At 64.6% G+C, this 21606-nt stretch carries 21 protein-coding genes; 19 read left to right on the plus strand and 2 right to left on the minus strand.

Annotated features, from left to right (window positions below; genetic code table 11):
• Window positions 1-189: 189 nt before the first annotated feature.
• The 19 genes from METLW4_RS0114375 (at window position 190) to METLW4_RS0114465 (ending at window position 17271) form a co-directional block, all read left to right on the plus strand.
• Window positions 190-1263 carry a hydrogenase small subunit gene (locus tag METLW4_RS0114375; RefSeq protein WP_018266918.1) on the plus strand — a complete coding sequence of 358 codons (1074 nt, stop codon included), beginning with the start codon at window positions 190-192 and terminating at the stop codon, window positions 1261-1263.
• A gap of 212 nt (window positions 1264-1475) precedes the next feature.
• Window positions 1476-3266 carry a nickel-dependent hydrogenase large subunit gene (locus METLW4_RS0114380; protein WP_018266919.1) on the plus strand — a complete coding sequence of 597 codons (1791 nt, stop codon included), beginning with the start codon at window positions 1476-1478 and terminating at the stop codon, window positions 3264-3266.
• A 12-nt stretch (window positions 3267-3278) separates the two neighbouring features.
• The gene (cybH, locus tag METLW4_RS0114385) at window positions 3279-4004 is read left to right on the plus strand and encodes a Ni/Fe-hydrogenase, b-type cytochrome subunit (protein ID WP_018266920.1); all 726 of its coding nucleotides are present in this window, start codon (window positions 3279-3281) and stop codon (window positions 4002-4004) included.
• Window positions 4005-4107: 103 nt separating this feature from the next.
• A complete protein-coding gene (locus tag METLW4_RS0114390) occupies window positions 4108-4689 on the plus strand; it encodes a HyaD/HybD family hydrogenase maturation endopeptidase (protein WP_018266921.1) in 582 nt (193 codons plus the stop codon).
• Window positions 4686-4907, plus strand: a complete 222-nt coding sequence (locus METLW4_RS0114395) for a hypothetical protein (protein WP_018266922.1) — start codon at window positions 4686-4688, stop codon at window positions 4905-4907. Before METLW4_RS0114390 ends, METLW4_RS0114395 begins: the two co-directional genes overlap by 4 nt.
• Window positions 4908-4920: 13 nt before the next feature.
• Window positions 4921-5214, plus strand: coding sequence for a HypC/HybG/HupF family hydrogenase formation chaperone (locus METLW4_RS0114400; RefSeq protein ID WP_018266923.1), 294 nt, complete (start codon window positions 4921-4923; stop codon window positions 5212-5214).
• Window positions 5215-5390: 176 nt separating this feature from the next.
• Window positions 5391-5831, plus strand: a complete 441-nt coding sequence (locus METLW4_RS0114405; protein WP_043332790.1) for a hydrogenase accessory protein — start codon at window positions 5391-5393, stop codon at window positions 5829-5831.
• A complete protein-coding gene (locus tag METLW4_RS0114410; RefSeq protein ID WP_018266925.1) occupies window positions 5828-6682 on the plus strand; it encodes a hydrogenase expression/formation protein in 855 nt (284 codons plus the stop codon). The genes METLW4_RS0114405 and METLW4_RS0114410 overlap by 4 nt, the downstream gene beginning before the upstream one ends.
• On the plus strand, window positions 6679-6876 hold the full coding sequence (locus METLW4_RS0114415) for a rubredoxin (RefSeq protein WP_018266926.1): 198 nt from the start codon (window positions 6679-6681) through the stop codon (window positions 6874-6876). Before METLW4_RS0114410 ends, METLW4_RS0114415 begins: the two co-directional genes overlap by 4 nt.
• Window positions 6864-7373 carry a [NiFe]-hydrogenase assembly chaperone HybE gene (gene hybE, locus METLW4_RS0114420; RefSeq protein WP_245258457.1) on the plus strand — a complete coding sequence of 170 codons (510 nt, stop codon included), beginning with the start codon at window positions 6864-6866 and terminating at the stop codon, window positions 7371-7373. The genes METLW4_RS0114415 and hybE overlap by 13 nt, the downstream gene beginning before the upstream one ends.
• Window positions 7370-8422, plus strand: coding sequence for a nickel-dependent hydrogenase large subunit (locus tag METLW4_RS0114425; protein WP_018266928.1), 1053 nt, complete (start codon window positions 7370-7372; stop codon window positions 8420-8422). Before hybE ends, METLW4_RS0114425 begins: the two co-directional genes overlap by 4 nt.
• A complete protein-coding gene (gene hypA / locus METLW4_RS0114430) occupies window positions 8415-8756 on the plus strand; it encodes a hydrogenase maturation nickel metallochaperone HypA (RefSeq protein WP_018266929.1) in 342 nt (113 codons plus the stop codon). The genes METLW4_RS0114425 and hypA overlap by 8 nt, the downstream gene beginning before the upstream one ends.
• Window positions 8756-9742 (plus strand): hydrogenase nickel incorporation protein HypB, encoded by a 987-nt coding sequence (gene hypB / locus METLW4_RS0114435; protein WP_026191520.1) that lies wholly within the window; start codon window positions 8756-8758, stop codon window positions 9740-9742. Before hypA ends, hypB begins: the two co-directional genes overlap by 1 nt.
• A 13-nt stretch (window positions 9743-9755) precedes the next feature.
• On the plus strand, window positions 9756-11954 hold the full coding sequence (hypF, locus tag METLW4_RS0114440; RefSeq protein ID WP_018266932.1) for a carbamoyltransferase HypF: 2199 nt from the start codon (window positions 9756-9758) through the stop codon (window positions 11952-11954).
• Window positions 11955-11959: 5 nt separating this feature from the next.
• Complete coding sequence (locus METLW4_RS0114445) at window positions 11960-12190, plus strand: HypC/HybG/HupF family hydrogenase formation chaperone (protein WP_018266933.1); 231 nt, start codon at window positions 11960-11962, stop codon at window positions 12188-12190.
• A complete protein-coding gene (gene hypD, locus METLW4_RS0114450; RefSeq protein WP_018266934.1) occupies window positions 12187-13320 on the plus strand; it encodes a hydrogenase formation protein HypD in 1134 nt (377 codons plus the stop codon). The genes METLW4_RS0114445 and hypD overlap by 4 nt, the downstream gene beginning before the upstream one ends.
• Complete coding sequence (hypE, locus tag METLW4_RS0114455) at window positions 13317-14366, plus strand: hydrogenase expression/formation protein HypE (protein ID WP_018266935.1); 1050 nt, start codon at window positions 13317-13319, stop codon at window positions 14364-14366. Before hypD ends, hypE begins: the two co-directional genes overlap by 4 nt.
• 30 nt (window positions 14367-14396) lie before the next feature.
• On the plus strand, window positions 14397-15893 hold the full coding sequence (locus METLW4_RS0114460; protein WP_018266936.1) for a sigma-54-dependent transcriptional regulator: 1497 nt from the start codon (window positions 14397-14399) through the stop codon (window positions 15891-15893).
• Window positions 15880-17271 (plus strand): sensor histidine kinase, encoded by a 1392-nt coding sequence (locus tag METLW4_RS0114465; protein ID WP_018266937.1) that lies wholly within the window; start codon window positions 15880-15882, stop codon window positions 17269-17271. Before METLW4_RS0114460 ends, METLW4_RS0114465 begins: the two co-directional genes overlap by 14 nt.
• A gap of 71 nt (window positions 17272-17342) precedes the next feature.
• Here METLW4_RS0114465 and METLW4_RS0114470 read toward each other — a convergent pair whose 3' ends face one another.
• Together METLW4_RS0114470 and METLW4_RS0114475 are read right to left on the minus strand one after the other, a co-directional pair.
• Window positions 17343-20462 carry an efflux RND transporter permease subunit gene (locus METLW4_RS0114470; protein WP_018266938.1) on the minus strand — a complete coding sequence of 1040 codons (3120 nt, stop codon included), beginning with the start codon at window positions 20460-20462 and terminating at the stop codon, window positions 17343-17345.
• A gap of 15 nt (window positions 20463-20477) precedes the next feature.
• Window positions 20478-21602, minus strand: coding sequence for an efflux RND transporter periplasmic adaptor subunit (locus tag METLW4_RS0114475; RefSeq protein ID WP_018266939.1), 1125 nt, complete (start codon window positions 21600-21602; stop codon window positions 20478-20480).
• Between the last annotated feature and the right edge of the window lie 4 nt (window positions 21603-21606).

The following is a 21606-nucleotide window of genomic DNA, read 5'->3' on the forward strand; positions in this document are numbered from 1 at the left end:
GTCTAGACTCTTTCCGCGACTGGAAAGCGGCTTCTCGTCGTGACGCCCTCCCCCAGCGAAGAGATTTTCGGCAATCGCCTGAGAGCCTGGAAAGATTCTCCTTATCCTCGCGCTGGCCCGCATCTTGCCGTTCTCTCCCCAAGCGGCGCCTTCGCGCGAATGCCGCATTGCACAAGGGTGGGGAAGGAAATGGCCGCCATCGAAACCTTCTACGACGTCATTCGCCGTCAGGGCGTCACGCGCCGCAGCTTCACCAAATTCTGCTCGCTCACCGCGGCGAGCCTCGGCCTCGGCCAGACCGCCGCCACGCAAATGGCGCAGGCGCTGGAGACCAAGCCGCGCATTCCGGTGATCTGGATGCATGGGCTCGAATGCACCTGCTGCTCGGAGAGCTTCATCCGCTCGGCGCATCCGCTGGCCAAGGACGTCGTGCTGTCGATGATCTCGCTCGACTATGACGACACCATCATGGCCGCCGCCGGCCATCAGGCCGAGGCGATTCTGGAAGAAACCAAGGAAAAGTACAAGGGCAAATATATTCTGGCCGTCGAGGGCAATCCGCCGCTGAACGAGGGCGGCATGTTCTGCATCGACGGCGGCAAGCCCTTCGTCGAGAAGCTGAAATGGATGGCCGAGGACGCCATGGCGATCATCGCCTGGGGCGCCTGCGCCTCCTGGGGCTGCGTGCAGGCGGCCAAGCCCAATCCGACGCAAGCGACGCCGATCGACAAGGTCATCAAGGACAAGCCGATCATCAAGGTTCCCGGCTGCCCGCCCATCGCCGAGGTGATGACCGGCGTGGTCACTTACGTCACCACTTTCGGCCGGCTGCCGGAACTCGACCGGCAGGGCCGGCCGAAAATGTTCTACTCCCAGCGCATCCACGACAAATGCTATCGTCGCCCGCATTTCGACGCCGGGCAGTTCGTGGAGGAATGGGACGATGAGGCGGCGCGCAAGGGCCATTGCCTCTACAAAATGGGCTGCAAGGGTCCGACGACCTATAACGCCTGCTCCACCGTGCGCTGGAACGGCGGCGTCTCCTTCCCCATCCAGTCCGGCCATGGCTGCATCGGCTGCTCGGAAGAGGATTTCTGGGATAAGGGCTCCTTCTACGACCGGCTGACCAAGATCAACCATTTCGGCATAGAGCATAACGCCGATGAGGTGGGCCTCGCGGCCGCGGCCGTCGTCGGCGGCGCCGTCGCCGTCCATGCCGGCGTCACCGCGGTGAAACGCATCACTGCCAAGCACGAAGGGTAATCGCGCGACAGCGCAACCCTCGCCCCTCATGCTGAGGAGGCGGCGTAGCCGCCGTCTCGAAGCACGAGGGGCGAGTTCCAGAGGGCGCGCGTGACGCTTCCCTCGTCCTTCGAGACGCGGCCTTCGGCCGCTCCTCAGGATGAGGGAAGCTCCTACTGGCCACTCTGGACAAGAATTACACCGGCAACGGCCGATCTCGAGGAAACGCGATCATGGGCATTCAGACGCCGAACGGCTTCAATCTCGACAATTCCGGCAAGCGCATCGTCGTCGATCCGGTCACGCGCATCGAGGGACACCTCCGCGTCGAGGTCAATGTCGACAAGAACAATGTGATCCGCAACGCGGTTTCGACCGGCACCATGTGGCGCGGCATAGAGGTCATTCTGAAGGGCCGCGATCCGCGCGACGCCTGGGCCTTCACGCAGCGCATCTGCGGCGTCTGCACCGGCACACATGCGCTCACCTCGGTGCGCGCGGTGGAGAACGCCCTCGGCATCACCATTCCCGAGAACGCCAACTCCATCCGCAATATGATGCAGCTGGCGCTGCAGGTGCACGATCATCTCGTGCATTTCTATCATCTTCACGCGCTCGACTGGGTCGATGTGGTCTCGGCGCTCTCCGCCGATCCCAAGGCGACCTCCGTGCTGGCGCAGTCGATCTCCGATTGGCCGCTCTCCTCGCCCGGCTATTTCAAGGATCTGCAGATCCGCCTGAAGAAATTCGTCGAGTCGGGACAGCTCGGCCCGTTCAAGAACGGCTATTGGGGCCATGCGGCCTATAAGCTTCCGCCGGAAGCGAACCTCATGGCCGTCGCGCATTATCTCGAGGCGCTCGATTTCCAAAAGGAGATCGTGAAGGTCCAGACGATCTTCGGCGGCAAGAATCCGCATCCCAACTGGCTCGTCGGCGGCGTGCCCTGCGCCATCAATGTCGATGGCAATGGCGCGGTCGGCGCGATCAATATGGAGCGCCTCAACGACGTCACCTCGATCATTCAGCAGTCGATCGACTTCGTCGAGAAGGTCTATCTGCCGGATGTGCTCGCCATCGGCTCCTTCTACAAGGATTGGCTCTATGGCGGCGGCCTCTCCGGCAAGAATGTCATGGCCTATGGCGATATTCCCGAGCACGCCAACGACTTTTCCCCCGGCAATCTCGGCCTGCCGCGCGGCGTGATCCTCAATGGCAATCTGAAAGAGATTTTCCCGGTCGATCACACCGATCCCGAGCAGATCCAGGAGTTCGTCACCCACTCCTGGTACAAATATCCTGACGAGACCAAGGGACTGCATCCCTGGGACGGCGTCACCGAGCCCAATTACAAGCTCGGCCCCAACGCCAAGGGCACGCCGACCAATATTCAGGAGCTGGACGAAGCCGGCAAATATTCCTGGATCAAGGCGCCGCGCTGGCGCGGCAACGCCGTCGAGGTGGGACCGCTGGCGCGCTATATCGTCGGCTACGCCCAGGGCAAGCCGGAGTTCAAGGAGCCGACCGACGAGTTTTTGAAGAAGCTCGGCGTGCCGGTGACGGCGCTGTTCTCGACGCTCGGCCGCACGGCGGCGCGCGCGCTGGAGGCGCAATGGGCGGTGCGCAAGATGGAGCACTTCCAGAACAAGCTGATCGCCAACATCAAGGCCGGCGATTCCTCCACCGCCAATATCGACAAATGGAACCCGCAGGCCTGGCCGAAGGAGGCCAAGGGCTTCGGCTTCACCGAGGCGCCGCGCGGCGCGCTCGCCCATTGGATCAAGGTGAAGGACGGCAAGATCGAGAATTACCAATGCGTCGTGCCGACCACATGGAACGGCAGCCCGCGCGATCCCAAGGGCAATATCGGCGCCTTCGAGGCCTCGCTGATGGACACGCCGCTGGCCGATCCGCAAAAGCCGCTCGAGATTCTGCGCACCATCCACTCCTTCGATCCCTGCCTCGCCTGCTCCACGCATGTGATGAGCGAGGACGGCCAGGAGATGACGCAAGTCAAGGTTCGCTGAGGAGGCGAGGTCATGACTGAGGCGACGCAAATCCATGGCGTGCTCGACGCTCACGGCGAAAAAGCCGCCGAGCTGCAGAGCGTCTATGTCTATGAGGCGCCGGTGCGGCTCTGGCACTGGATCAATGCGGCGGCGATCGTCGTGCTGGCGACGACGGGCTATTTCATCGCCTCGCCGCTGCCTTCGACTCCCGGCGAAGCGAGCTCACAGTTCCTGATGGGCTATATACGCTTCGCCCATTTCTCGGCCGGCTATGTGCTCGCCGTGGCGCTGCTGCTGCGCATCTATTGGGCCTTCGTCGGCAATGAGCACGCCAAGCAGATTTTCTATCTGCCGGTGTGGGACCGCCAATGGCTGTCGGGCATTCTCTACGAGGCGGGCTGGTATTCCTTCCTGGTGAAGCAGCCGAAGAAATACATCGGCCATAATCCGCTCGGCCATCTGGTGATGCATCTCTTCATGCTCAACCTGGCCTTTCTGGTGGTGACGGGCTTCGCGCTCTACTCCGAGGGCGAGGGCCGCGACAGCTGGCAATACAAGCTGTTCGGATGGGTGTTCGCGATCTGGCCGAACAGCCAGGACGTCCACACATGGCATCATCTCGCCATGTGGGGCGTCATTCTCTTCGTCATCATCCACATCTACACCGCCGTGCGCGAGGATATCGTCTCCCGCCAGAGCCTCATCTCCTCGATGATCTCCGGCGAGCGCGTGTTCCGCGACGAGGCCGACAAGTGAGATCGTCATTGCGCGGAGCTGCGGGACGAAGCAATCCAGAGTCGCGAGACGGCCCCTGGATCGCTTCGCTCTGCTCGCGATCGAGCACAGCTGAGGAGACGCGATGCGCACTCTCATTCTCGGCATAGGCAATATTCTCTGGGCCGATGAAGGCTTCGGCGTGCGCGCGGTGGAGGAGTTCCATGCGCGCTATGAGACGGGCGGCGACGTCACCATTCTCGACGGCGGCACGCAGGGCCTCTATCTCGTGCAATTCGTCGAGGCCTGCGATCAGCTGCTCGTCTTCGACGCCATAGACTATGGCCTAGAGCCGGGGACCTTGCGCATCGTGCGCGACGGCGAGGTTCCGCGCTTCATGGGCGCGAAGAAGATGAGCCTGCATCAGACCGGCTTTCAGGAGGTGCTCTCCGCCGCCGATCTGCTCGGCCGCTATCCCTCGCGCCTCGCGCTGATCGGCTGCCAGCCACAGGACCTCGAGGATTGGGGCGGTCCGTTGACGCCGCCGGTCGTCGCATCTATCGAGCCGGCGCTCGACGCGGCGGTCGCGACTCTGACAGAATGGGGCGTCGAGCTCCGCCCACGCGCGGAGAGCGCGCAGAGCTTCCAGCGCCTGCTGGCGCATGACCTAGACCACAGCGCCTATGAGAGGCGCCTCGGCGCCGCCGATGAGGAGACGAGACCATGAAGGCGATCCGTTTCGCGGCTGCCGCCGCCGCTTTTCTGCTTCCGGCCACGGCCATGGCCCATCCGGGCGAGCATCCGAACGATCTCGCCTATGACATCATCCATATTTTCACCGAGCCGGACCATCTGCTCGCCATGGCGATGACGCTCGGCTGGGGCGCCATGGTCGTCGCCGTGGCGTTCTGGTTCAAGCCCTGGCGCGCTTCCTCCTGGCGCTGACGGACCCTCGAGCATGTGCGTCGGCTTTCCCATGACGGTCGTCGAAGGTGACGCCTTCGAAGCGCAGTGCGAGCGGCGCGGCGAACGCCACGCCATCTCCATGGCGCTGGTCGGCGCGCAGCCCGCCGGGACCAAGGTGCTGGTCCATGTCGGCACGGCGGTCCGCGTTCTGGACCCGCTCGAGGCCGCGCAAATCGACGACGCTCTGGATGCGGTGGAAAAAGCCCTCGCCGGCGAGAATGTCGATCACCTTTTCGCCGATCTCGTCGACCGCGAGCCGCAGCTGCCCGAATTCCTGCGCAAGTGACCACTCTGGAAAGCTGCTATCCAGAATGATAAGCTAAATTCCAGATACAGCCTACCGAGGCTTCGGCTCCTGCTGGAAAGCTTCTTTCGACTCAGTCGTCTAGCGCGTCGCCGTCGCGAGCCGCCCATGGCATGGCGATTGCGGCCTCCTCGGCAAAAGTAAAATGGGAGGACCGCATGTCCGGGTCGTTGCAGCTGGCGCTGAGCGAAAAATCCGGCGTCGCTCTGCTGGACGAGACCAATATCGACGCTTTTCTCACGCCGCCGCCCGGCGCGAGCGCGCATTCTCTGCTCTTCTTCGGCGGCGATCCCGCGCAGCGCAGCGAGACCCATGATGTGGCGATCATCTTTCCACAGCTGGTCAAGGCCTTCGCCGGCCGGCTGCGCGCCGCCATCATCGCGCCCGCGGCCGAGAAGACGCTGGAGGGACGCTTCAGCGTTTGCGTCTACCCGAGCCTCGTCGTGACTTATGGCGGCGAGACGCTGGGCGTGCTGCCGAAAGTCTATGACTGGTCCGAATATCTCTCGCGGATCGAGGCGCTGCTGCAATTGCAGGCCGCGCCGCCGAAAGAGCCCCGCGTGCGCATCACCTTCACGGAAGGGGAGACGAGCTCATGAAAGCCGGATTCTGGGTTTCGCCGGACGGCGCCGACGAAGCAATGACGGTCATGCCGATCGGCTATGACGCCGAGGCGGAGACCAAGCGCAGCGTCATCTCCTTTCTCGCGACCGCGACCGGTGAGCAGGCCGTCGCCGAATGCCCCCGCGCCGCGGCTCTGCTGCCGCAGCTCGCCGATGCGCTCGCCGCGCAGCGCGCCGATGCGCCGGGCAAGCTCTTCGACATCACCGACTATGAGGCGAAAGAGCGCGAGCTCATCGGCCAAGTGCTCGGCGAGGGCGAGGTGAGCGGCGTCGCCGCCCTCCCCGACGGCGTCACCGCGCAAATCCTCGAGGCCTCCATGGCGGGCCTGTGGCGTGTGCGCTTCACCGATGCGCAAGGACGGCTCACCGCCGATTATCTCGAGATCGCCGCCATTCCCCATGTCGTCGAGCGCGCGGCGAAAGTCACCGCCGAGCGCATCGCCATAGGCGCGGAGCCCGAAGGCGCGATGAATGTGATGCCCATGCTGGCCGAGATCGACGCCCGCATGCGCGCGCATAAGGCCGGCGATCCGTCGCATGTCATCAATTTCTCGCTTCTGCCCGTGTCGGAGATCGACATGGAGCATTTGCAGCAAACGCTCGGCAACGGGCCCGTGCAGCTGATCTCGCGCGGCTATGGCTCCGCCAAGATCACCGCGACCGGCGCCCGCAATGTGTGGTCGGTGCAATTCTTCAACGCCATGGGCACGATCATCCTCGACACGCTGGAGATCGGCGACACGCCCGCCGCGGCCTGCGCCGCCGATGAGGATTTCCACGATTCGGCGGAGCGTCTGCGCGAAATTCACGAGGCCTATTTCACATGAGCGACGAAACGCTTCGCGATATCGCCCCGGACGCGCGCATGGAATGCGGCGTGTGCTGGCATGTCTATGATCCGGCCGAGGGCGATCCCGTCTGGCAGATTCCGCCGGGCGTCGCCTTCGCCGATCTTCCCGCCGACTGGCGCTGCCCCGAATGCGACGCGCCACAAGAGAAATTCTTGAGGTGCGAAAATTGAGCGACGCCGCGGCGAGAGGCGAGAAGCTCGCGGATTTCTACCGCCGCGTCCATGAGACGTCGATGCGGGACTCCGGCCTCTGCAACGAGGCGCTCGAGGTGGAGGCAGTGGGCTTTCGCGACTTCGGCCCTTATGCGCTGGGCGTGATCGTCACGCCCTGGTTCGCCAATCTCGTCGTCGCCGCGCCGCGCGAGGGCGCCGAGGCGCCCTTCCCCGATCCGGCGCGGCTGCAATTGCGCTTTCCGGCCGGCGACGTCGATTTCAATGTCAGCGAGATCGACGGCTTCGGCCGCATCGCCGCCTGCTCGCTGTTCTCGCCCATGGATGATTTTGCCGATCACGACGCCGCGCGAACAGCGGCGCACGCGGCGCTCGACGCATTGCTCGATCCGGCGCTGAACGAAGCGCCGAAGCGCGAGACGGAGCCGACCGCCGCGCTCGATCGGCGCGCATTGTTCGGCGGCCGTCGACGCGGCGACGAAGAGGCCTCGCCATGAGCGCGGGCGCCGATCTCGGAGGGCTCGGCCCCGGCGCGATCTCCATCGTCGCCGAGCTCGCCGATGATCGCATCTGCTCGGTGCGCGTGCGCTCGAGTCGGCCCGCGCATCTCACGCGTCTGTTTCGCGGCCGCCCCGCCGCGGAAGTCGCGCCGCTCGCCGGGCGACTGTTCTCCCTCTGCGGCCTCTCACACGCTTTCGCCGCCTCGCGGGCCATCACTGCGGCGCGCGGAGACATTCGCAAGACCACGCCGCAAGATCTCATCGCGCTCGATTGCGAGCGCCTCTCCGAGACATTGCGCGCGCTGGCGACAATGGCGGAGGACGCCGTTCCGCCCACGGCCCTGCGCGCGGTTCTCGCTCTGACGCGCGAGCTCGCCGCAGGCGACGCGCGCGACCGCGCCGCGACCGCCGCCCGCCTGCGCGCCGAGACGGTGAAGCTCGGCCTGCTGGACGCTATGGGCGGCGATACGCCTTTCGGCAAATTGTCCCGCGCGCTGGCGCGCAGTCCCGCCATAGCTGCGAGCGCGCCCGATGCGCTGCGCGCAGAGGACGACGCCCTCGTGCTGGAGGGAATAAGAGCGCAGGGCGAAAGCTTCAGCGCGGCGCCCAGCATCGCCGGCCGCGCGCCGGAGACCGGCGCATTCGCGCATCATTGGCGCGAGACCGATCTGTCGCGCGGCGCGATCTGCGCGCGCTTTTCCGCCCGCGTGATCGATCTCGACGGGCTCGTGGGGCGCCTCTCCAATGGCGCGGACGACTCTTCGCGCAGCGAGGCTCCCGCCGCACGCGAAGCCTATTGCGCGGTCGAAACTTCGCGCGGAGAGCTGTATCATTGGGTTCGGCTCACACCGGACGATAGGATCGAGAATTATGCGATCGTCGCGCCGACAGAATGGAATTTCCATCCCGCCGGACCTTTCGTCGCCGCCCTGCTCGGCGCGCGCATTCCGCGCGCCGCGGCGGCGCAGACGATCACGCGCCTCGCGGGCCTGTTCGATCCCTGCGTCGCCTTTCACGTCGAGCTTCGCGAGGCCGCCTATGCATGAGATGGCGCTGACCGAGAGCATCGTCGAGCTGATCGAGGAAGAAAGCCGCAAGCAGGGCTTTTCCCGCGTGCGCGTGGTGCGGCTCGAGATCGGCGCGCTGAGCCATGTGGAGCCGGAGGCGATCCGCTTCTGCTTCGAGGCGGTGACGCATGGCGGAATCGTCCAAGGCGCGCGGCTCGACATATTGCGCATTCCCGGCGAAGGCTGGTGCCTCGATTGCGCCAAGACCGTCGCCGTCCAAGAGAGATTTGGCCCTTGCCCGGACTGCGGCGGATATCATGTCCAAGTCACCGGCGGCGAGGATATGCGGGTGCAGGAACTGGAGGTCGACTAATGTGCACGGTCTGCGGCTGCGGAACGTCCAGCATCGAAGGAAAGCCAGAACATAGCCACGACCATCCGCATGATCATGCGCATGATCACGCTCATGGCCACGCTCACGACCATCATCATGGTCATGATCACGATCACCACCATGATCATGACCACGACCATCATCATCATGATCACCCGCATCCGCACGATCACGACCATCCTCACGCGCATGATCACGATCATTCGCACGACGATCACGGCCATCGTCACGATTATGGCTCCGGCCCTGCGGGCGTTCACGTTCCCGGCCTCAGCCAGGAGCGCATCGTCCGCATAGAGCGAGACATTCTCTCCAAGAACAACGACCACGCCCGCGAGAACCGGGTGCGCTTCGAGCAATCCGGCGTCTTCGCGCTCAACTTCGTCTCCAGCCCCGGCTCGGGCAAGACGCAGCTGCTCGTGCGCACGATCACCGATCTGAAAGACCGCTTTCCCATTTCCGTCATCGAAGGCGATCAGCAGACGTCCAATGACGCGGAGCGCATCCGCGCGACCGGCGTTCCGGCCTTGCAGATCAACACCGGCAAGGGCTGCCATCTCGACGCGCATATGGTCTCGCGCGCGCTCGCCGAGCTTTCCGTCGCCCCCTCCTCGCTGCTCTTTATCGAGAATGTCGGCAATCTCGTCTGCCCCGCCGCCTTCGATCTCGGCGAGGCGCATAAGGTCGTCGTGCTCTCGGTGACGGAGGGCGAGGACAAGCCGCTCAAATATCCCGAGATGTTCGCGGCCTCCGATCTGATGCTGCTGAACAAATCCGATCTTCTGCCGCATGTGGAGTTCGATGTCGGCCGCTGTCTCGCCAATGCGCTGAAGGTCAATCCCGATCTGCAAACATTGGTCGTCTCCGCGCGCACGGGCGAAGGCATGGCGGCCTTCTACGCATGGATCGAGGCGCGCGCGGCGCGAGCCGCCGCGAGAAGCGCGCGCGCCGCCGCGTCGAAGTGAGGAGAAAAAGCGAATGCCGTCGAGCGAGGCGACGAGGCTGAGGCTGCGCGTGACCGGCGCCGTGCAGGGCGTCGGCTTTCGCCCCTTCGTGCATTCGCTCGCCGACCGCTACGCCCTCGCCGGCTTTGTGCGCAATGACTCGCAGGGCGTGCTGATGGAGGTGGAAGGCGCGCGCGTCGATGATTTCGTCGCGGCGCTGCGACGCGAGCCGCCGCCGCTCGCGCGCATCGACACGCTGGAATGCGAGACGATCACGCCGCTGCGCGACGCCAAATTCTCGATCGAGCCGAGCCGCGACGGCAAGACGCTGACGCGCATCACGCCCGACGCCGCCGTCTGCGACGACTGCCTGAATGATCTCTTCGATCCGAAGAGCCGTTTCTATCTCTATCCTTTCGTCAATTGCACCCGTTGCGGCCCGCGCTACACGCTGACGCGGCGCCTGCCCTATGATCGCGCGCAGACATCCATGGCGCCTTTCGCTATGTGCGAGGATTGCGCGCGCGATTACGCCGACCCGACCAATCGGCGCTTTCACGCGCAGCCGATCGCCTGCCCGAAATGCGGTCCGCGGCTCGATCATTCGATCGAGCAGATCGTCGTAACGCTCCAAAACGGCGGCATTGTCGCGCTGAAAGGAGTCGGCGGCTTTCATCTCCTCTGCGATGCGCGCAATGAGGCGGCCGTCGCCGAGCTGCGCCGCCGCAAGGGCCGCGACGCAAAGCCTTTCGCCGTGATGGTCGCCGATCAGGATTCGGCGATGCGCGCGGGCGTCTTCGACGCGCAATCGCTGCGCCTGCTGCAATCGCGCGCACGGCCGATCGTCATCGTCGAGAAGCGCGAGGAATTCGCGCCTTCCGTCGCGCCCGGCCTCTCGCGCATCGGCCTCATTCTGCCCTATGCGCCGCTGCATCATCTGCTGTTTCACGCCGCCGCGGATTTGGCGCTCGTCGCCACCAGCGCCAATCCGAGCGGCGAGCCGCTGATCGTCGATGACGAAGAGGCCCGCGAGAAGCTCGCCTCCATCGCCGATCTCATCATCGGCCATGATCGCGCCATTGTCGCGCGCGCCGATGATAGCCTGATGTCCGTCATCGCCGGTGCACCCGCCTTCTTGCGTCGCGCGCGCGGCTTTGTTCCCGAGCCCATAGCGCTCGCGAGCGACGGCCCCGACACTCTGGCGCTCGGCGCGCATCTGAAAACCGCCATCACCGTAACGCGTGGACGCGAGGCTTTCGTCTCCACTCATATCGGCTCGCTCGACGATCGCGCGACGATCGACTTCTATCGCGAGACCATTGTGCGAATGCTCGATATTCTCGATGTGAAGCCCGAGCGCGTCGCCTGCGATCTCCACCCTGATCTCGCCTCGACGCGCTACGCCGAAGAGACCGGCCTGCCGATCATTCGCGTGCAGCATCACGCCGCGCATATCGCCGCCATCGCCGCCGAGCATAAAATCGAAGGTCCCATGCTCGGCGCCGCGCTCGACGGCTATGGCTATGGCTATGGCGACGACGGCGGCGCCTGGGGCGGCGAGCTGATGCTGGTCGATGCAGGCGGCTGGCGCCGGCTGGGCCATATCGCGCCACTGCCGTTGCCCGGCGGCGACCGCGCCGCGCGCGAGCCCTGGCGCATGGGCGTCGCCGCGCTCGCCGCGCAGAATCGCTGCGGCGACGTGTTCGATCGCTTTCCCGGCATACAGCTCGCCGGCAAAGTGGCCATGCTGGCCAGCGCGCCCAATGTCGCGCGAACGACGAGCCTCGGCCGCATGTTCGACGCCGCCGCGGCGCTGCTCGGCGTGCGGCTCGTGCAGCAATATGAAGGGCAAGCGGCGATGGAGCTGGAGGCGCTGTGCAAAAGCCCGCGCGCGCTCGCCAATGGCTACGCAATAGAGAATGACATTGTCGATCTGAGCAAGCTCTTCGCCGCTCTGCTGAAGCCGGGCCTCGCCGCGACGCAAGGCGCCGAGCTGTTTCATGGAACGCTGATCGAAGCGCTCGCGCAATGGCTCTGCGCGGCGGCGCAGGCGCGTGGCGTTACGCGCGTCGCGCTCGGCGGCGGCTGCATGATGAATAGAATTCTCACGGAGGGCCTCGTCTCGCGCCTTCGCGATCTTGGAATAGAAGCGCTGCTCGCGCGCGCGGCGCCGACGAATGACGGCGGCCTTTCGCTCGGCCAAGCTCATATTGCGCGAATGAGAAAGGTCTAACGCAAATGTGCCTCGCCATTCCCGCTCGCGTCGAGGAGCTGCTGCCAGACGATATGGCGCGCGTCAGCGTCGACGGCGTCGGCAAGCTGGTGTCCGTCGCGCTCGTCGATGGTCTTACGATCGGCGATTATGTCGTGCTGCATGTCGGCTATGCGCTCGCCAAGATCGACGAGGAAGAGGCGATGGCGACGCTCGCTCTGCTGCGCGAGGCCGCCGCGCTGGGAGAGGCGCAATGAAGCATGTCGACGAATATCGCGACGGCGATCTCGCCCGCGCCATAGCGCAGCGCATCGCCGCGGAAGCGCAGAGCGATCGGCAATATCGCTTCATGGAGTTTTGCGGCGGCCATACGCATGCGATCTCGCGCTATGGCATAGAGGATCTGCTGCCCGAGAATATTCGCCTCATTCACGGCCCTGGCTGCCCCGTCTGCGTGCTGCCGATGGGCCGCATAGACGACGCCATTCGCCTCGCCGCGCGCGAGGAGGTGACGCTCTGCACCTATGCCGATCTGATGCGCGTGCCCGCCTCCGGCGGCTCGAGCCTGATGAAGGCCAAGGCCGACGGCGCCGATATTCGCATGGTCTATTCGACGCTCGACGCCATCGCCATCGCCGAGAGGGAGCCGCAACGCCAAATCGTCTTTTTCGCGATAGGCTTCGAGACGACGACGCCGCCGACCGCGCTCGCCATTCGCCTCGCGCAGAAGAAGGGCCTCACGAATTTTTCCGTCTTCTGCAATCATGTGCTGACGCCGGCGGCGATGCAGGCCATTCTCGACACCGACAATGGCGTCGAGATCGAAGGCTTCGTCGGCCCCGCGCATGTCTCCACCGTCATCGGCTCCGCGCCCTATCGGCGCTTCGCCAGCGATTATCGCAAGCCCGTCGTCATCGCCGGCTTCGAGCCGCTGGATGTGCTGCAGGCCATTTTGATGCTGCTGCGGCAGATCAACGAGGGCCGCTGCGAGATCGAGAATCAATATCGCCGCGCCGTCACCGAGAGCGGCAACGCCAAGGCGATCGGCGAGGTCGCAGAGATTTTCGAGCTGCGCGACGCCTTCGAATGGCGCGGGCTCGGCGAAATTCCAAAGAGCGCGCTGAAGCTGCGCGATGCTTACGCCATATATGACGCGGAGCGCCGCTTCGCCATGGAGACAAAGCCGGCGCGCGACAATCCCGCCTGCGAATGCGGCGCGATATTGCGCGGACAAAAGCGCCCGCAGGATTGCAAGCTGTTCGGCGTCGCCTGCACGCCGGAGACGCCCATGGGCTCCTGCATGGTCTCGTCGGAAGGCTCTTGCGCCGCCTATTGGGCTTATGGAAGATTCCGGCAATATCAAAACGAAACGCGGAAAGCGTCATGAACAAGCATGAGCCGGCAGGCCGCAAGCTCGATCTCCGCAATGGCCGCGTGGAGCTGTCGCATGGCTCCGGCGGACGCGCCATGGCGCGGCTGATCGGCGAGATTTTTCACGCCGCCTTCGACAATGAATGGCTCGCCGCCGGCAATGATCAAGCGGCTTTCGACATTCCCGCCGGACGCATGGCGATGACGACGGACGGCTATGTCGTCTCGCCTTTGTTCTTTCCGGGCGGCGATATCGGCAAGCTCGCCGTGCATGGCACGATCAACGACGTCGCCATGGCGGGCGCGCGGCCGCTGCATATGTCGGCGAGCTTCATCGTAGAGGAAGGCTTTCCGCTCGCCGAGCTGAAGCTGATTGCGCAGAGCATGGGCGAGGCCTCGCGCGCGGCCGGCGTCGCCATCGTCACCGGCGACACAAAGGTGGTGGAGCGCGGCAAGGCGGATGGCGTCTTCATCTCGACGAGCTGCGTCGGGATCATACCGGCCGGGCTCGCGCTGTCCGGCGACAAAGCGCGGCCGGGCGATGTGGTGCTGCTCTCCGGCTCGATCGGCGACCATGGCGTCGCGGTCATGTCGAAGCGCGAAAATCTCTCCTTCGACACGGAAGTGCTGTCCGATACGGCGGCGCTGCACGAGCTCGTCGCCGCAATGGTGGAGACCGCGGGCGACGCCATTCGCCTGATGCGCGATCCGACGCGCGGCGGCGTGGCGGCGACGCTCAATGAGATCGCGCATCAATCGCGCATCGGCGTGCGCATCGACGAGAAAGCCATTCCCATCGCGCCGCAAGTGGCCGCCGCCTGCGAGCTGCTGGGGCTCGATCCTCTGCATGTGGCCAATGAGGGCAAGCTGCTCGCCGTGGTCGCGCGCGAGGCCGCCGATGCGCTGCTCGCCACGATGCGCGCGCATCCGCTGGGCGCAGAGGCCGCGCGCATCGGCGAGATCGTCGCCGATGAGCATTGCTTCGTGCAGATGACGACCGCCTTCGGCGGCGGCCGCATCATCGACTGGCTCTCCGGCGAGCAATTGCCGCGCATCTGCTAGAGTGCATTTGGTTCGAGACGAGGCGTCGAGATGAACAAGCGCGAGGACGGCCGCGAGATGGAGAGCGAGGCGACGCCGATCTCCCGCGGCGCCACTGTGCTCATCGTCGACGATGAGAAGCGCTCGCTCGAATCGCTGCGCCGCGTGCTCGGCGGCGCGTTTCAGATCGTCTGCGCCAGCAGCGCCGCCGAGGCGGAAGCCGTGCTCGCCGGCGATCTGGTGCAGGTGATCCTCTGCGACCAGCGCATGCCGGGCGAGAGCGGCGTCGAATTTTTGACGCGCGTGCGCGAGCATTGGCCGGAGCCGGTGCGCATGATCATCTCCGGCTATACGGATGCGGAAGATATTATCGCCGGCGTCAATGAGGCCGGCATTTTTCAATATGTGACCAAGCCCTGGGATCCCGACAAGCTCATCCAATCGGTGCGCGAGGCGGCGCAGCTCTATGCGGCGCAGAAGGATGGCGGCGCGGCGCCGCCGCTCGAGGCCAAGCCCTCGCATGAGCGATTGCAACGGCTCGCCAGCGACAGACGCCGCGCCGAACGGCGCATGTTCGAGTTCGGCCGCATCGTCCATGCGCCGGAAAGCCCAATGCGGCAGACGCTCGCGCTGGCGCGACGCGCGGCGGAATACGACATCTCCGTGCTCATCACCGGCGCCTCGGGCACGGGCAAGGAACTACTGGCGCGCGCCATTCATCACGGCTCGGCGCGCGGCGAGAAGAGCTTCGTCGTCGAGAATTGCGGCGCGCTGCCGGATGAATTGCTCGAGAGCGAATTGTTCGGCTGCAAGAAAGGCGCGTTCACCGGCGCCTATCAGGATCGCGTCGGCCTGTTCGAGGTCGCCGATGGCGGCTCGATCTTTCTCGACGAGATCGGCGAGACGTCGCCGTCCTTTCAGGTGAAGCTGCTGCGCGTGCTGCAAGAGGGCGAGATTCGCCCGCTCGGCGCACAGCGTCCGCGCCGCGTCGATGTGCGCGTCATCGCCGCCACCAATCGCAACATTGTCGCCGAGGTGGAGGCGGGGCGCTTTCGCCGCGATCTCTATTATCGCCTCGCCGCTTTTCCGATTCATCTGCCGCCGCTCAGCGAGCGGCGCTGCGATATCGCCATCATCGCCGCGCGCATACTCGTCGCCGTGAACCAGACCTTCAATCGGCGCGTGCCGGGCTTCGAGCCGGAGACGTTGCGCCTGATGGAGCGCTATGGCTGGCCCGGCAACGTGCGCGAGCTGCACAATGAGATTCAGCGCATGGTGGCGCTGAGCGACGGCGACGCCAATCTGCCGCCCGGCCTACTGTCGCCTTGCATCGTCGATCATCGCGCGACGACGACATGCGACGATCAGCAGCGCTTCACGCTGAAGGAGCGCGTCGAGATGCTGGAATGCGCGCTGATCAAGGAATCGCTGGAGCGCAACGGACGCAACATCAGCCATGTGGCCGACGAGCTCGGACTGTCGCGCGTCGGCCTGCGCAGCAAGATCGCCCGCTATGACATATCCCGCGTCGTCGATGACGAAAGCTGACGTCAAATCCTACGCCAAGCATGGCGATCTCATCGCGCTCGTCGCCGGCAAGGAGGAGATCGCTCTGTCGGAAGGCGGCGAATCCGTCTGGCTCGAGGTCATCAAGAAGATGGACGAGGTCTATGCGGACCTCATCGGCTATGAGGCCGATCTCGAGCGCAAGAATGGCGAACTGGAAGCGGCGCGCAATTTCATTCAGAGCGTCATCGCCTCCGTCTCCGACGTGCTGATCGTCTGCGACGAGCGCGGCGCTATCCTGCAGGTCAATCCCGCTTTCGAGGCGCTCGCGGGACACAGCGAGGCGGAGCTGAAGGGCGCCGGCGTCGCAGCGCTGTTCGTCGCCGAGGACGAGGCGCGCGCCGCCGCCATCGTCGCCGGCCAGGCGCGCGATCCGACCAGCGTCGAATTGCGCTTTCGCACGAGCAACGGCCCCTCCGATCTCATGGCGATCAATTGCTCGCCTTTGTTCGATTCGGATGGACGCAGAGCCGGCGCCGTCTTCACCGGCCGGCCGATCGGCGAATTGCGCCGCGCCTATGAAGCGCTGCATCGCGCCCATGTCGATCTGCAGCAGGCGCAATCGCGCCTCGTCGAGCAGGAGAAGATGGCGAGCCTCGGCCGGCTCGTCGCCGGCGTCGCGCATGAGCTCAATAATCCGATCAGCTTCGTCTATGGCAATATTCATACGCTCGACCGCTATCGCAAGGCGATCGCCGCCTATCTCGAGGCGATCCATGCCGGCGCGAGCGCGAAAGAGCGCGAGAAGCTGCGACGCGCGAGCGGCATAGACAGCATTCTCGCCGATCTCGAGCCTTTGATCGACGGCACGCTGGAGGGCGCCGTGCGCATCAGCGAGATCGTCAAGAATTTGCGCCGCCTCTCCTTCAGCACAAAGGCGCCGCGCGAGGCGGTGTCATTGTCGAAAGTGGTGGAGACGGCCGCGCAATGGGCCTCGCGCAGCAAGAAGGCCAAAGCGCGCATCGTCACCGATCTCGAACCGGAGCTCTACGCCTCGGGACAGAGCGGGCAGATTCATTCCGTGCTGGTCAATCTCATCGACAATGCGCTCGACGCCGTGCGCGAGGCGGAGCGGCCGATCGTCTCCATCACCACGCGCGGTGAAAACGATTGCGCGATCGTGATCGTCGAGGACAATGGAAAGGGGGTGCCGGAGGCGCTGCGCAGCCGCATCTTCGAGCCTTTCTTCACCACAAAGGCGGTCGGCGAAGGCACAGGGCTCGGCCTATGGATCAGCTATTCCATCGCCCATGAGCATGGCGGCTCTATCGAATACGACACGTCGCCGGAAGGCGGCGCGCGTTTCACGCTGCGCCTGCCGCGCGCGACGGAAGCCGAGACGCGCGACTTGCGAAACTGACTTGCGAACCTGAAGACCCGCGGCCCGAGTGGGGCGGAAGGCCGCGAGTCTTCGGCTCCGCTTGTCGCCTTTTAGGAGGCGACGACGCGAATCTTATTCTCCGCATGGCCGTGATGCGCGTCCTCGACATCGACAGCGCCCACTTCGCGCGTCTTCGAGTGATCGGCGGCGAGCACGAGATAGACCGCCGGCAGCACGAAGAGCGTGAACAATGTGCCGATCGACAGGCCCGAGGCGATGACGAGGCCCATATTGTAGCGCGAGGCCGCGCCGGCGCCGCTCGCCATGATGAGCGGCAGAACGCCGAGCACCATCGCCGCCGTCGTCATGAGAATCGGCCGCAGGCGGATCGACGTCGCTTCTATGATCGCCTCATATTTCGACTTGCCGAGATGCTGCTGCTCATTGGCGAATTCGACGATGAGAATGCCGTGCTTGCTGATGAGGCCCATCAGCGTCACGAGGCCCACCTGCGTGTAGATATTGATGCTCGCGCCGCCGAAGCCCAGCATGATGAAGACCAGCGCGCCGGCGATCGACATGGGCACGGAGACGAGAATGATGAGCGGATCGCGGAAGCTCTCGAACTGCGCCGCGAGCGCCAGGAAGATGATGATGAGCGCGAAGCCGAAGGTCGCCGCGAAGCCGCTCGACTCCTGCACGAATTGGCGTGACGAGCCGGCATAGTCGATCGTGTAGGCGGGCGGCAGCGTCTGCGCGGCGACTTCCTTCAGCGTCTCCAGCGCCTCGCCGGCGATGACGCCGGGCGCGGCGACGCCGGAGATGGTGAAGGAGTTGATCTGCTGGAAGTGATTGAGCGACTCCGGCACGACCATGGTCTGGAACTTCGCCACCGTCGACAGCGGCACGGAAGAGCCGTCCGCGGTCTTGATGTAATAGTTCAAGATCTGATCCGGGTTGAGCCGGAACTGCTGCGCCATCTGCGGGATGACCTTGTACGAGCGCCCGTCCAATCCGAAATATTGCGTGTAGCCGCCGCTCAATCCGGTCGTGAGCGCGCCGCCGACGTCGAGCATTCGCAAGCCGAGCTGCGCGGTCTTCTCGCGATCGATGACGAGCGACATTTGCGGCTGGTCGATCTTCAGATCGGTGTCGAGGAATATGAACTTGCCCGTCGCCAGCGCCTTGGACAGCAAGTCGTGCGAGATATCGTTCATCTTCTCGAAAGTGTCGGTGCTCTGCACGACGAACTGAATCGGCAGACCATTGGAGCCCGGCAGCGGCTGCGGCTGGAAGGTCACGAGACGCTGACCAGGCACGGAGCGCGCGAGCTCCTGCTGCAGCGTCTGCTGCATCTGCTCGGCCGTGATCTTGCGCTTGTCCGGCGGCGTGAGAACGAGACCGCCGAAGATGAGGCCGGGCGTGACGATCTGGAAGGAGCTGGTCATCTCGGGATGCTTGGCGAAGGTCTGGTAGACCTGATCTCCATAGAAGAGCTTCTGCTGCAATGTGGCGTTGGGCGCCGAGGTGGATTGCGCGAAGACGACGCCTTGATCCTCATTGGGCGCGAGCTCGTTCTTCGAATTGGAATAGAGCCAAAAGATACTCGCGAGCACGAGGCCGCCGAAGACGAGCGTCACCGGCACGAAATGCAGCGAGCGCTCCAGCAGGCGCCGATAGCGCTCCTTCACCCAATCCATCTTGTCGTCGATGACTTCGACGATGCGCGTCTCCAGCGTCTCATGGCCCGGCTGCGGCGGCTTCAGCACCAGCGCGCAGCTCACCGGCGAGAGCGTGAGCGCGATGACCGCCGAGACCGTCACCGAGCCGGCGAGCGTGAAGGCGAATTCGACGAAGAGCGCGCCGGTGAGGCCGCCCTGAAAGCCGATCGGCACATAGACGGCGATCAGCACGATGGTCATGGCGATGATCGGACCGGCGAGCTCGCGCGCCGCCTGCAAGGCCGCCTCGAAAGGCTTCATGCCGTCGGCGAGATGGCGGTTGACGTTTTCGACCACGATGATGGCGTCGTCGACGACGAGTCCGATGGCCAGAACCAGCGCCAGCAGGGTGAGCAGATTGATAGAGAAGCCGAGCGCCAGCAGGATGGTGAATGTGCCGATGAGCGACAGCGGGATGGCGATGATCGGTATGACCACCGAGCGCCACGAGCCGAGGAACATGAACACGACGCCGGTGACGATGAGGATCGCCTCGATCAGCGTGTGAATCACCTCGTCGATGGAGCTGTTCACGAAATCGGTCGTGTCATAGACGATATCGCTGTTGAGGCCCTGCGGCAGCGATTTCAGAATGTCGGGATAGGCTTCTTTGACGCCTTTGACGACATCGAGGAGATTGGCGTTGGGCGCGACGAGAATGCCGATATAGACCGCCTGCTTGCCATTGAAGGCCACGGCGGATTCGTAATCCTCCGAGCCAAGCGTGACATTGGCGACGTCGCGCAGCTTCACATTGGCGCCGTTCACCTGCTTGACGACGAGATTGCGGAACTCCTCCAGCGAATGCATCGAGGTGGCCGCGGTGAGCGTCACCTGCACCATCTCGCCCTTGGTGGAGCCGAGGCCGGCGATATAGTCATTGCCCTGCAGCGCGGTGGCGAGCTCGCTGGCGGTGAGGCCATAGGCGGCGAGCTTGACCGGATCAAGCCACGCGCGGAGCGCGAAGGTCTTGCCGCCGATGAGCTCGGCCGTCTGCACGCCCGGCACCGATTGCAGGCGCGGCTGCACGACGCGGATCAGATAATCGGTGACCTGGCTCGATGTCAGAATATCGCTATTGAAGCCGATATACATGGCGTCGGTGGTCTGGCCGATCTTCACCGTGATGACGGGACGCTGCACGGCCGAAGGCAGCTGATTGAGCACCGAATCGATCTTGGTGCTGATCTCGGTCAGCGCCTTGCCGGAATCATAGTTGAGCCGCAGATTGGCGGTGATGGTGCTGGTGCCGACCTGGCTCGTCGAGGTGAGATAGTCGATGCCGTTCGCTTGCGCGATGGCGTTCTCAAGCGGCGTTGTGACGAAGCCGGCGACAGTCGCCGGATCGGCGCCGAAATAGGAGGTCGTCACCGTGACGACCGCGTTTTGCGTGCGCGGATATTGCAGCGTCGGCAAGGTGAAGAGCGAGCGCAGGCCCAGCACCAGGATCAGCAGGCTCACCACCGAGGCGAGCACGGGGCGACGCACGAAAATGTCGGTGAAACGCATGTTCGTCGTCTCCGTTCACTGATCCACGGGCTTGGGATTGGGATCGACCGGCGGCTGCTGCGTGTCGGAAATATTCAGCGGCGAGCCGTTTCTCAGCTTCACTTGGCCAGCGGTGACGACGGTCGCGCCCTCCGCCACGCCTTCCAGCACGGCGACCTCGTCGCCGCGCGTCGAGCCGAGGCGCACGAAGGTCTGATGCGCGGAGAGGCCGGCGCCCTTGCCGTCCGCCGCCTTCTGCACGAGAAACACCGAATTGCCGAAGGGCGCATAGACGATCGCCGTCTGCGGCAGGGTGACGAGGCGCTCGGGCTTGCCGGTCACAATGTCGATCTGCGCGAACATGCCGGGCTTCAGCTCGAGATCGGCATTGGCGAGGCTGGCGCGCACCTGCACATTGCGGCTCGCCTGATCCACCTTGGAGTTGATCGCGACGATCTTGCCGGTGAACTTCTTATTTGGAAACGCATCGACGCCGGCGTCGATCGATTGGCCGACCTCTATGCCGTTCAGCGCCTGCTGCGGCAGGGTGAAGTCGAGATAGATGGGATCGAGCGCCTGCAGCGTCACGATATTTGTGCCCGCTCCGATATATTGGCCGAGATCGACCGCGCGAATGCCGAGCCGTCCGGCGAAGGGCGCGCGCAAAGTCTTTTGCGCGATCACCGCCTCCTGCTGCGCGACATCGGCCTCCGCGCTCTTGAGATTGGCTTGATCCGTGTCGACCGTCGCCTGGCTCGCGGCGTGAATCTTCAGCTGCGCCTGATCGCGGCGCAGATTTATGCCGGCGAGCTCGGCGGCCGCCTTTTGCGAGGCGAGCTTGGCGAGATCGGTGTCCTTGCGCAATTCCAGCAGCAGCTGGCCCGCCTCCACCTGCTGGCCGGATTGGAAGTGAATCTTCTCGACGATGCCGGAGGCCTCCAGCGAGAGATCGGCGCCGTTCACCGCGCGAAACGTGCCGACCGCGGTGAGCTTGGGCCGCCATTCCTGATAGCCCGCCGTCGTGACCGAGACGGTCTGCGGCGGATTGGCCATGGAGGCGAGAAAGCCCTTGATCATCACGCCGCGAAACACGTTGAAGCCATAGAGTCCGCCAAAGACGAGCGCGACGATCGCGAGCATGATCGTCATCGGCTTCGCCATTGGT

Origin of the sequence: Methylosinus sp. LW4 (assembly GCF_000379125.1) — a bacterium.
Taxonomy (GTDB): domain Bacteria; phylum Pseudomonadota; class Alphaproteobacteria; order Rhizobiales; family Beijerinckiaceae; genus Methylosinus.

What these genes read in the sequence shown, in the direction of transcription:
- METLW4_RS0114375 (WP_018266918.1), top strand. Translation starts at nt 190, where the DNA reads ATGGCCGCCATCGAAACCTTCTACGACGTCATTCGCCGTCAGGGCGTC.
- METLW4_RS0114380 (WP_018266919.1), top strand. Translation starts at nt 1,476, where the DNA reads ATGGGCATTCAGACGCCGAACGGCTTCAATCTCGACAATTCCGGCAAG.
- cybH (WP_018266920.1), top strand. Translation starts at nt 3,279, where the DNA reads ATGACTGAGGCGACGCAAATCCATGGCGTGCTCGACGCTCACGGCGAA.
- METLW4_RS0114390 (WP_018266921.1), top strand. Translation starts at nt 4,108, where the DNA reads ATGCGCACTCTCATTCTCGGCATAGGCAATATTCTCTGGGCCGATGAA.
- METLW4_RS0114395 (WP_018266922.1), top strand. Translation starts at nt 4,686, where the DNA reads ATGAAGGCGATCCGTTTCGCGGCTGCCGCCGCCGCTTTTCTGCTTCCG.
- METLW4_RS0114400 (WP_018266923.1), top strand. Translation starts at nt 4,921, where the DNA reads ATGTGCGTCGGCTTTCCCATGACGGTCGTCGAAGGTGACGCCTTCGAA.
- METLW4_RS0114405 (WP_043332790.1), top strand. Translation starts at nt 5,391, where the DNA reads ATGTCCGGGTCGTTGCAGCTGGCGCTGAGCGAAAAATCCGGCGTCGCT.
- METLW4_RS0114410 (WP_018266925.1), top strand. Translation starts at nt 5,828, where the DNA reads ATGAAAGCCGGATTCTGGGTTTCGCCGGACGGCGCCGACGAAGCAATG.
- METLW4_RS0114415 (WP_018266926.1), top strand. Translation starts at nt 6,679, where the DNA reads ATGAGCGACGAAACGCTTCGCGATATCGCCCCGGACGCGCGCATGGAA.
- METLW4_RS0114425 (WP_018266928.1), top strand. Translation starts at nt 7,370, where the DNA reads ATGAGCGCGGGCGCCGATCTCGGAGGGCTCGGCCCCGGCGCGATCTCC.
- hypA (WP_018266929.1), top strand. Translation starts at nt 8,415, where the DNA reads ATGCATGAGATGGCGCTGACCGAGAGCATCGTCGAGCTGATCGAGGAA.
- hypB (WP_026191520.1), top strand. Translation starts at nt 8,756, where the DNA reads ATGTGCACGGTCTGCGGCTGCGGAACGTCCAGCATCGAAGGAAAGCCA.
- hypF (WP_018266932.1), top strand. Translation starts at nt 9,756, where the DNA reads ATGCCGTCGAGCGAGGCGACGAGGCTGAGGCTGCGCGTGACCGGCGCC.
- METLW4_RS0114445 (WP_018266933.1), top strand. Translation starts at nt 11,960, where the DNA reads ATGTGCCTCGCCATTCCCGCTCGCGTCGAGGAGCTGCTGCCAGACGAT.
- hypD (WP_018266934.1), top strand. Translation starts at nt 12,187, where the DNA reads ATGAAGCATGTCGACGAATATCGCGACGGCGATCTCGCCCGCGCCATA.
- hypE (WP_018266935.1), top strand. Translation starts at nt 13,317, where the DNA reads ATGAACAAGCATGAGCCGGCAGGCCGCAAGCTCGATCTCCGCAATGGC.
- METLW4_RS0114460 (WP_018266936.1), top strand. Translation starts at nt 14,397, where the DNA reads ATGAACAAGCGCGAGGACGGCCGCGAGATGGAGAGCGAGGCGACGCCG.
- METLW4_RS0114465 (WP_018266937.1), top strand. Translation starts at nt 15,880, where the DNA reads ATGACGAAAGCTGACGTCAAATCCTACGCCAAGCATGGCGATCTCATC.
- METLW4_RS0114470 (WP_018266938.1), bottom strand. Translation starts at nt 20,462, where the DNA reads ATGCGTTTCACCGACATTTTCGTGCGTCGCCCCGTGCTCGCCTCGGTG.
- METLW4_RS0114475 (WP_018266939.1), bottom strand. Translation starts at nt 21,602, where the DNA reads ATGGCGAAGCCGATGACGATCATGCTCGCGATCGTCGCGCTCGTCTTT.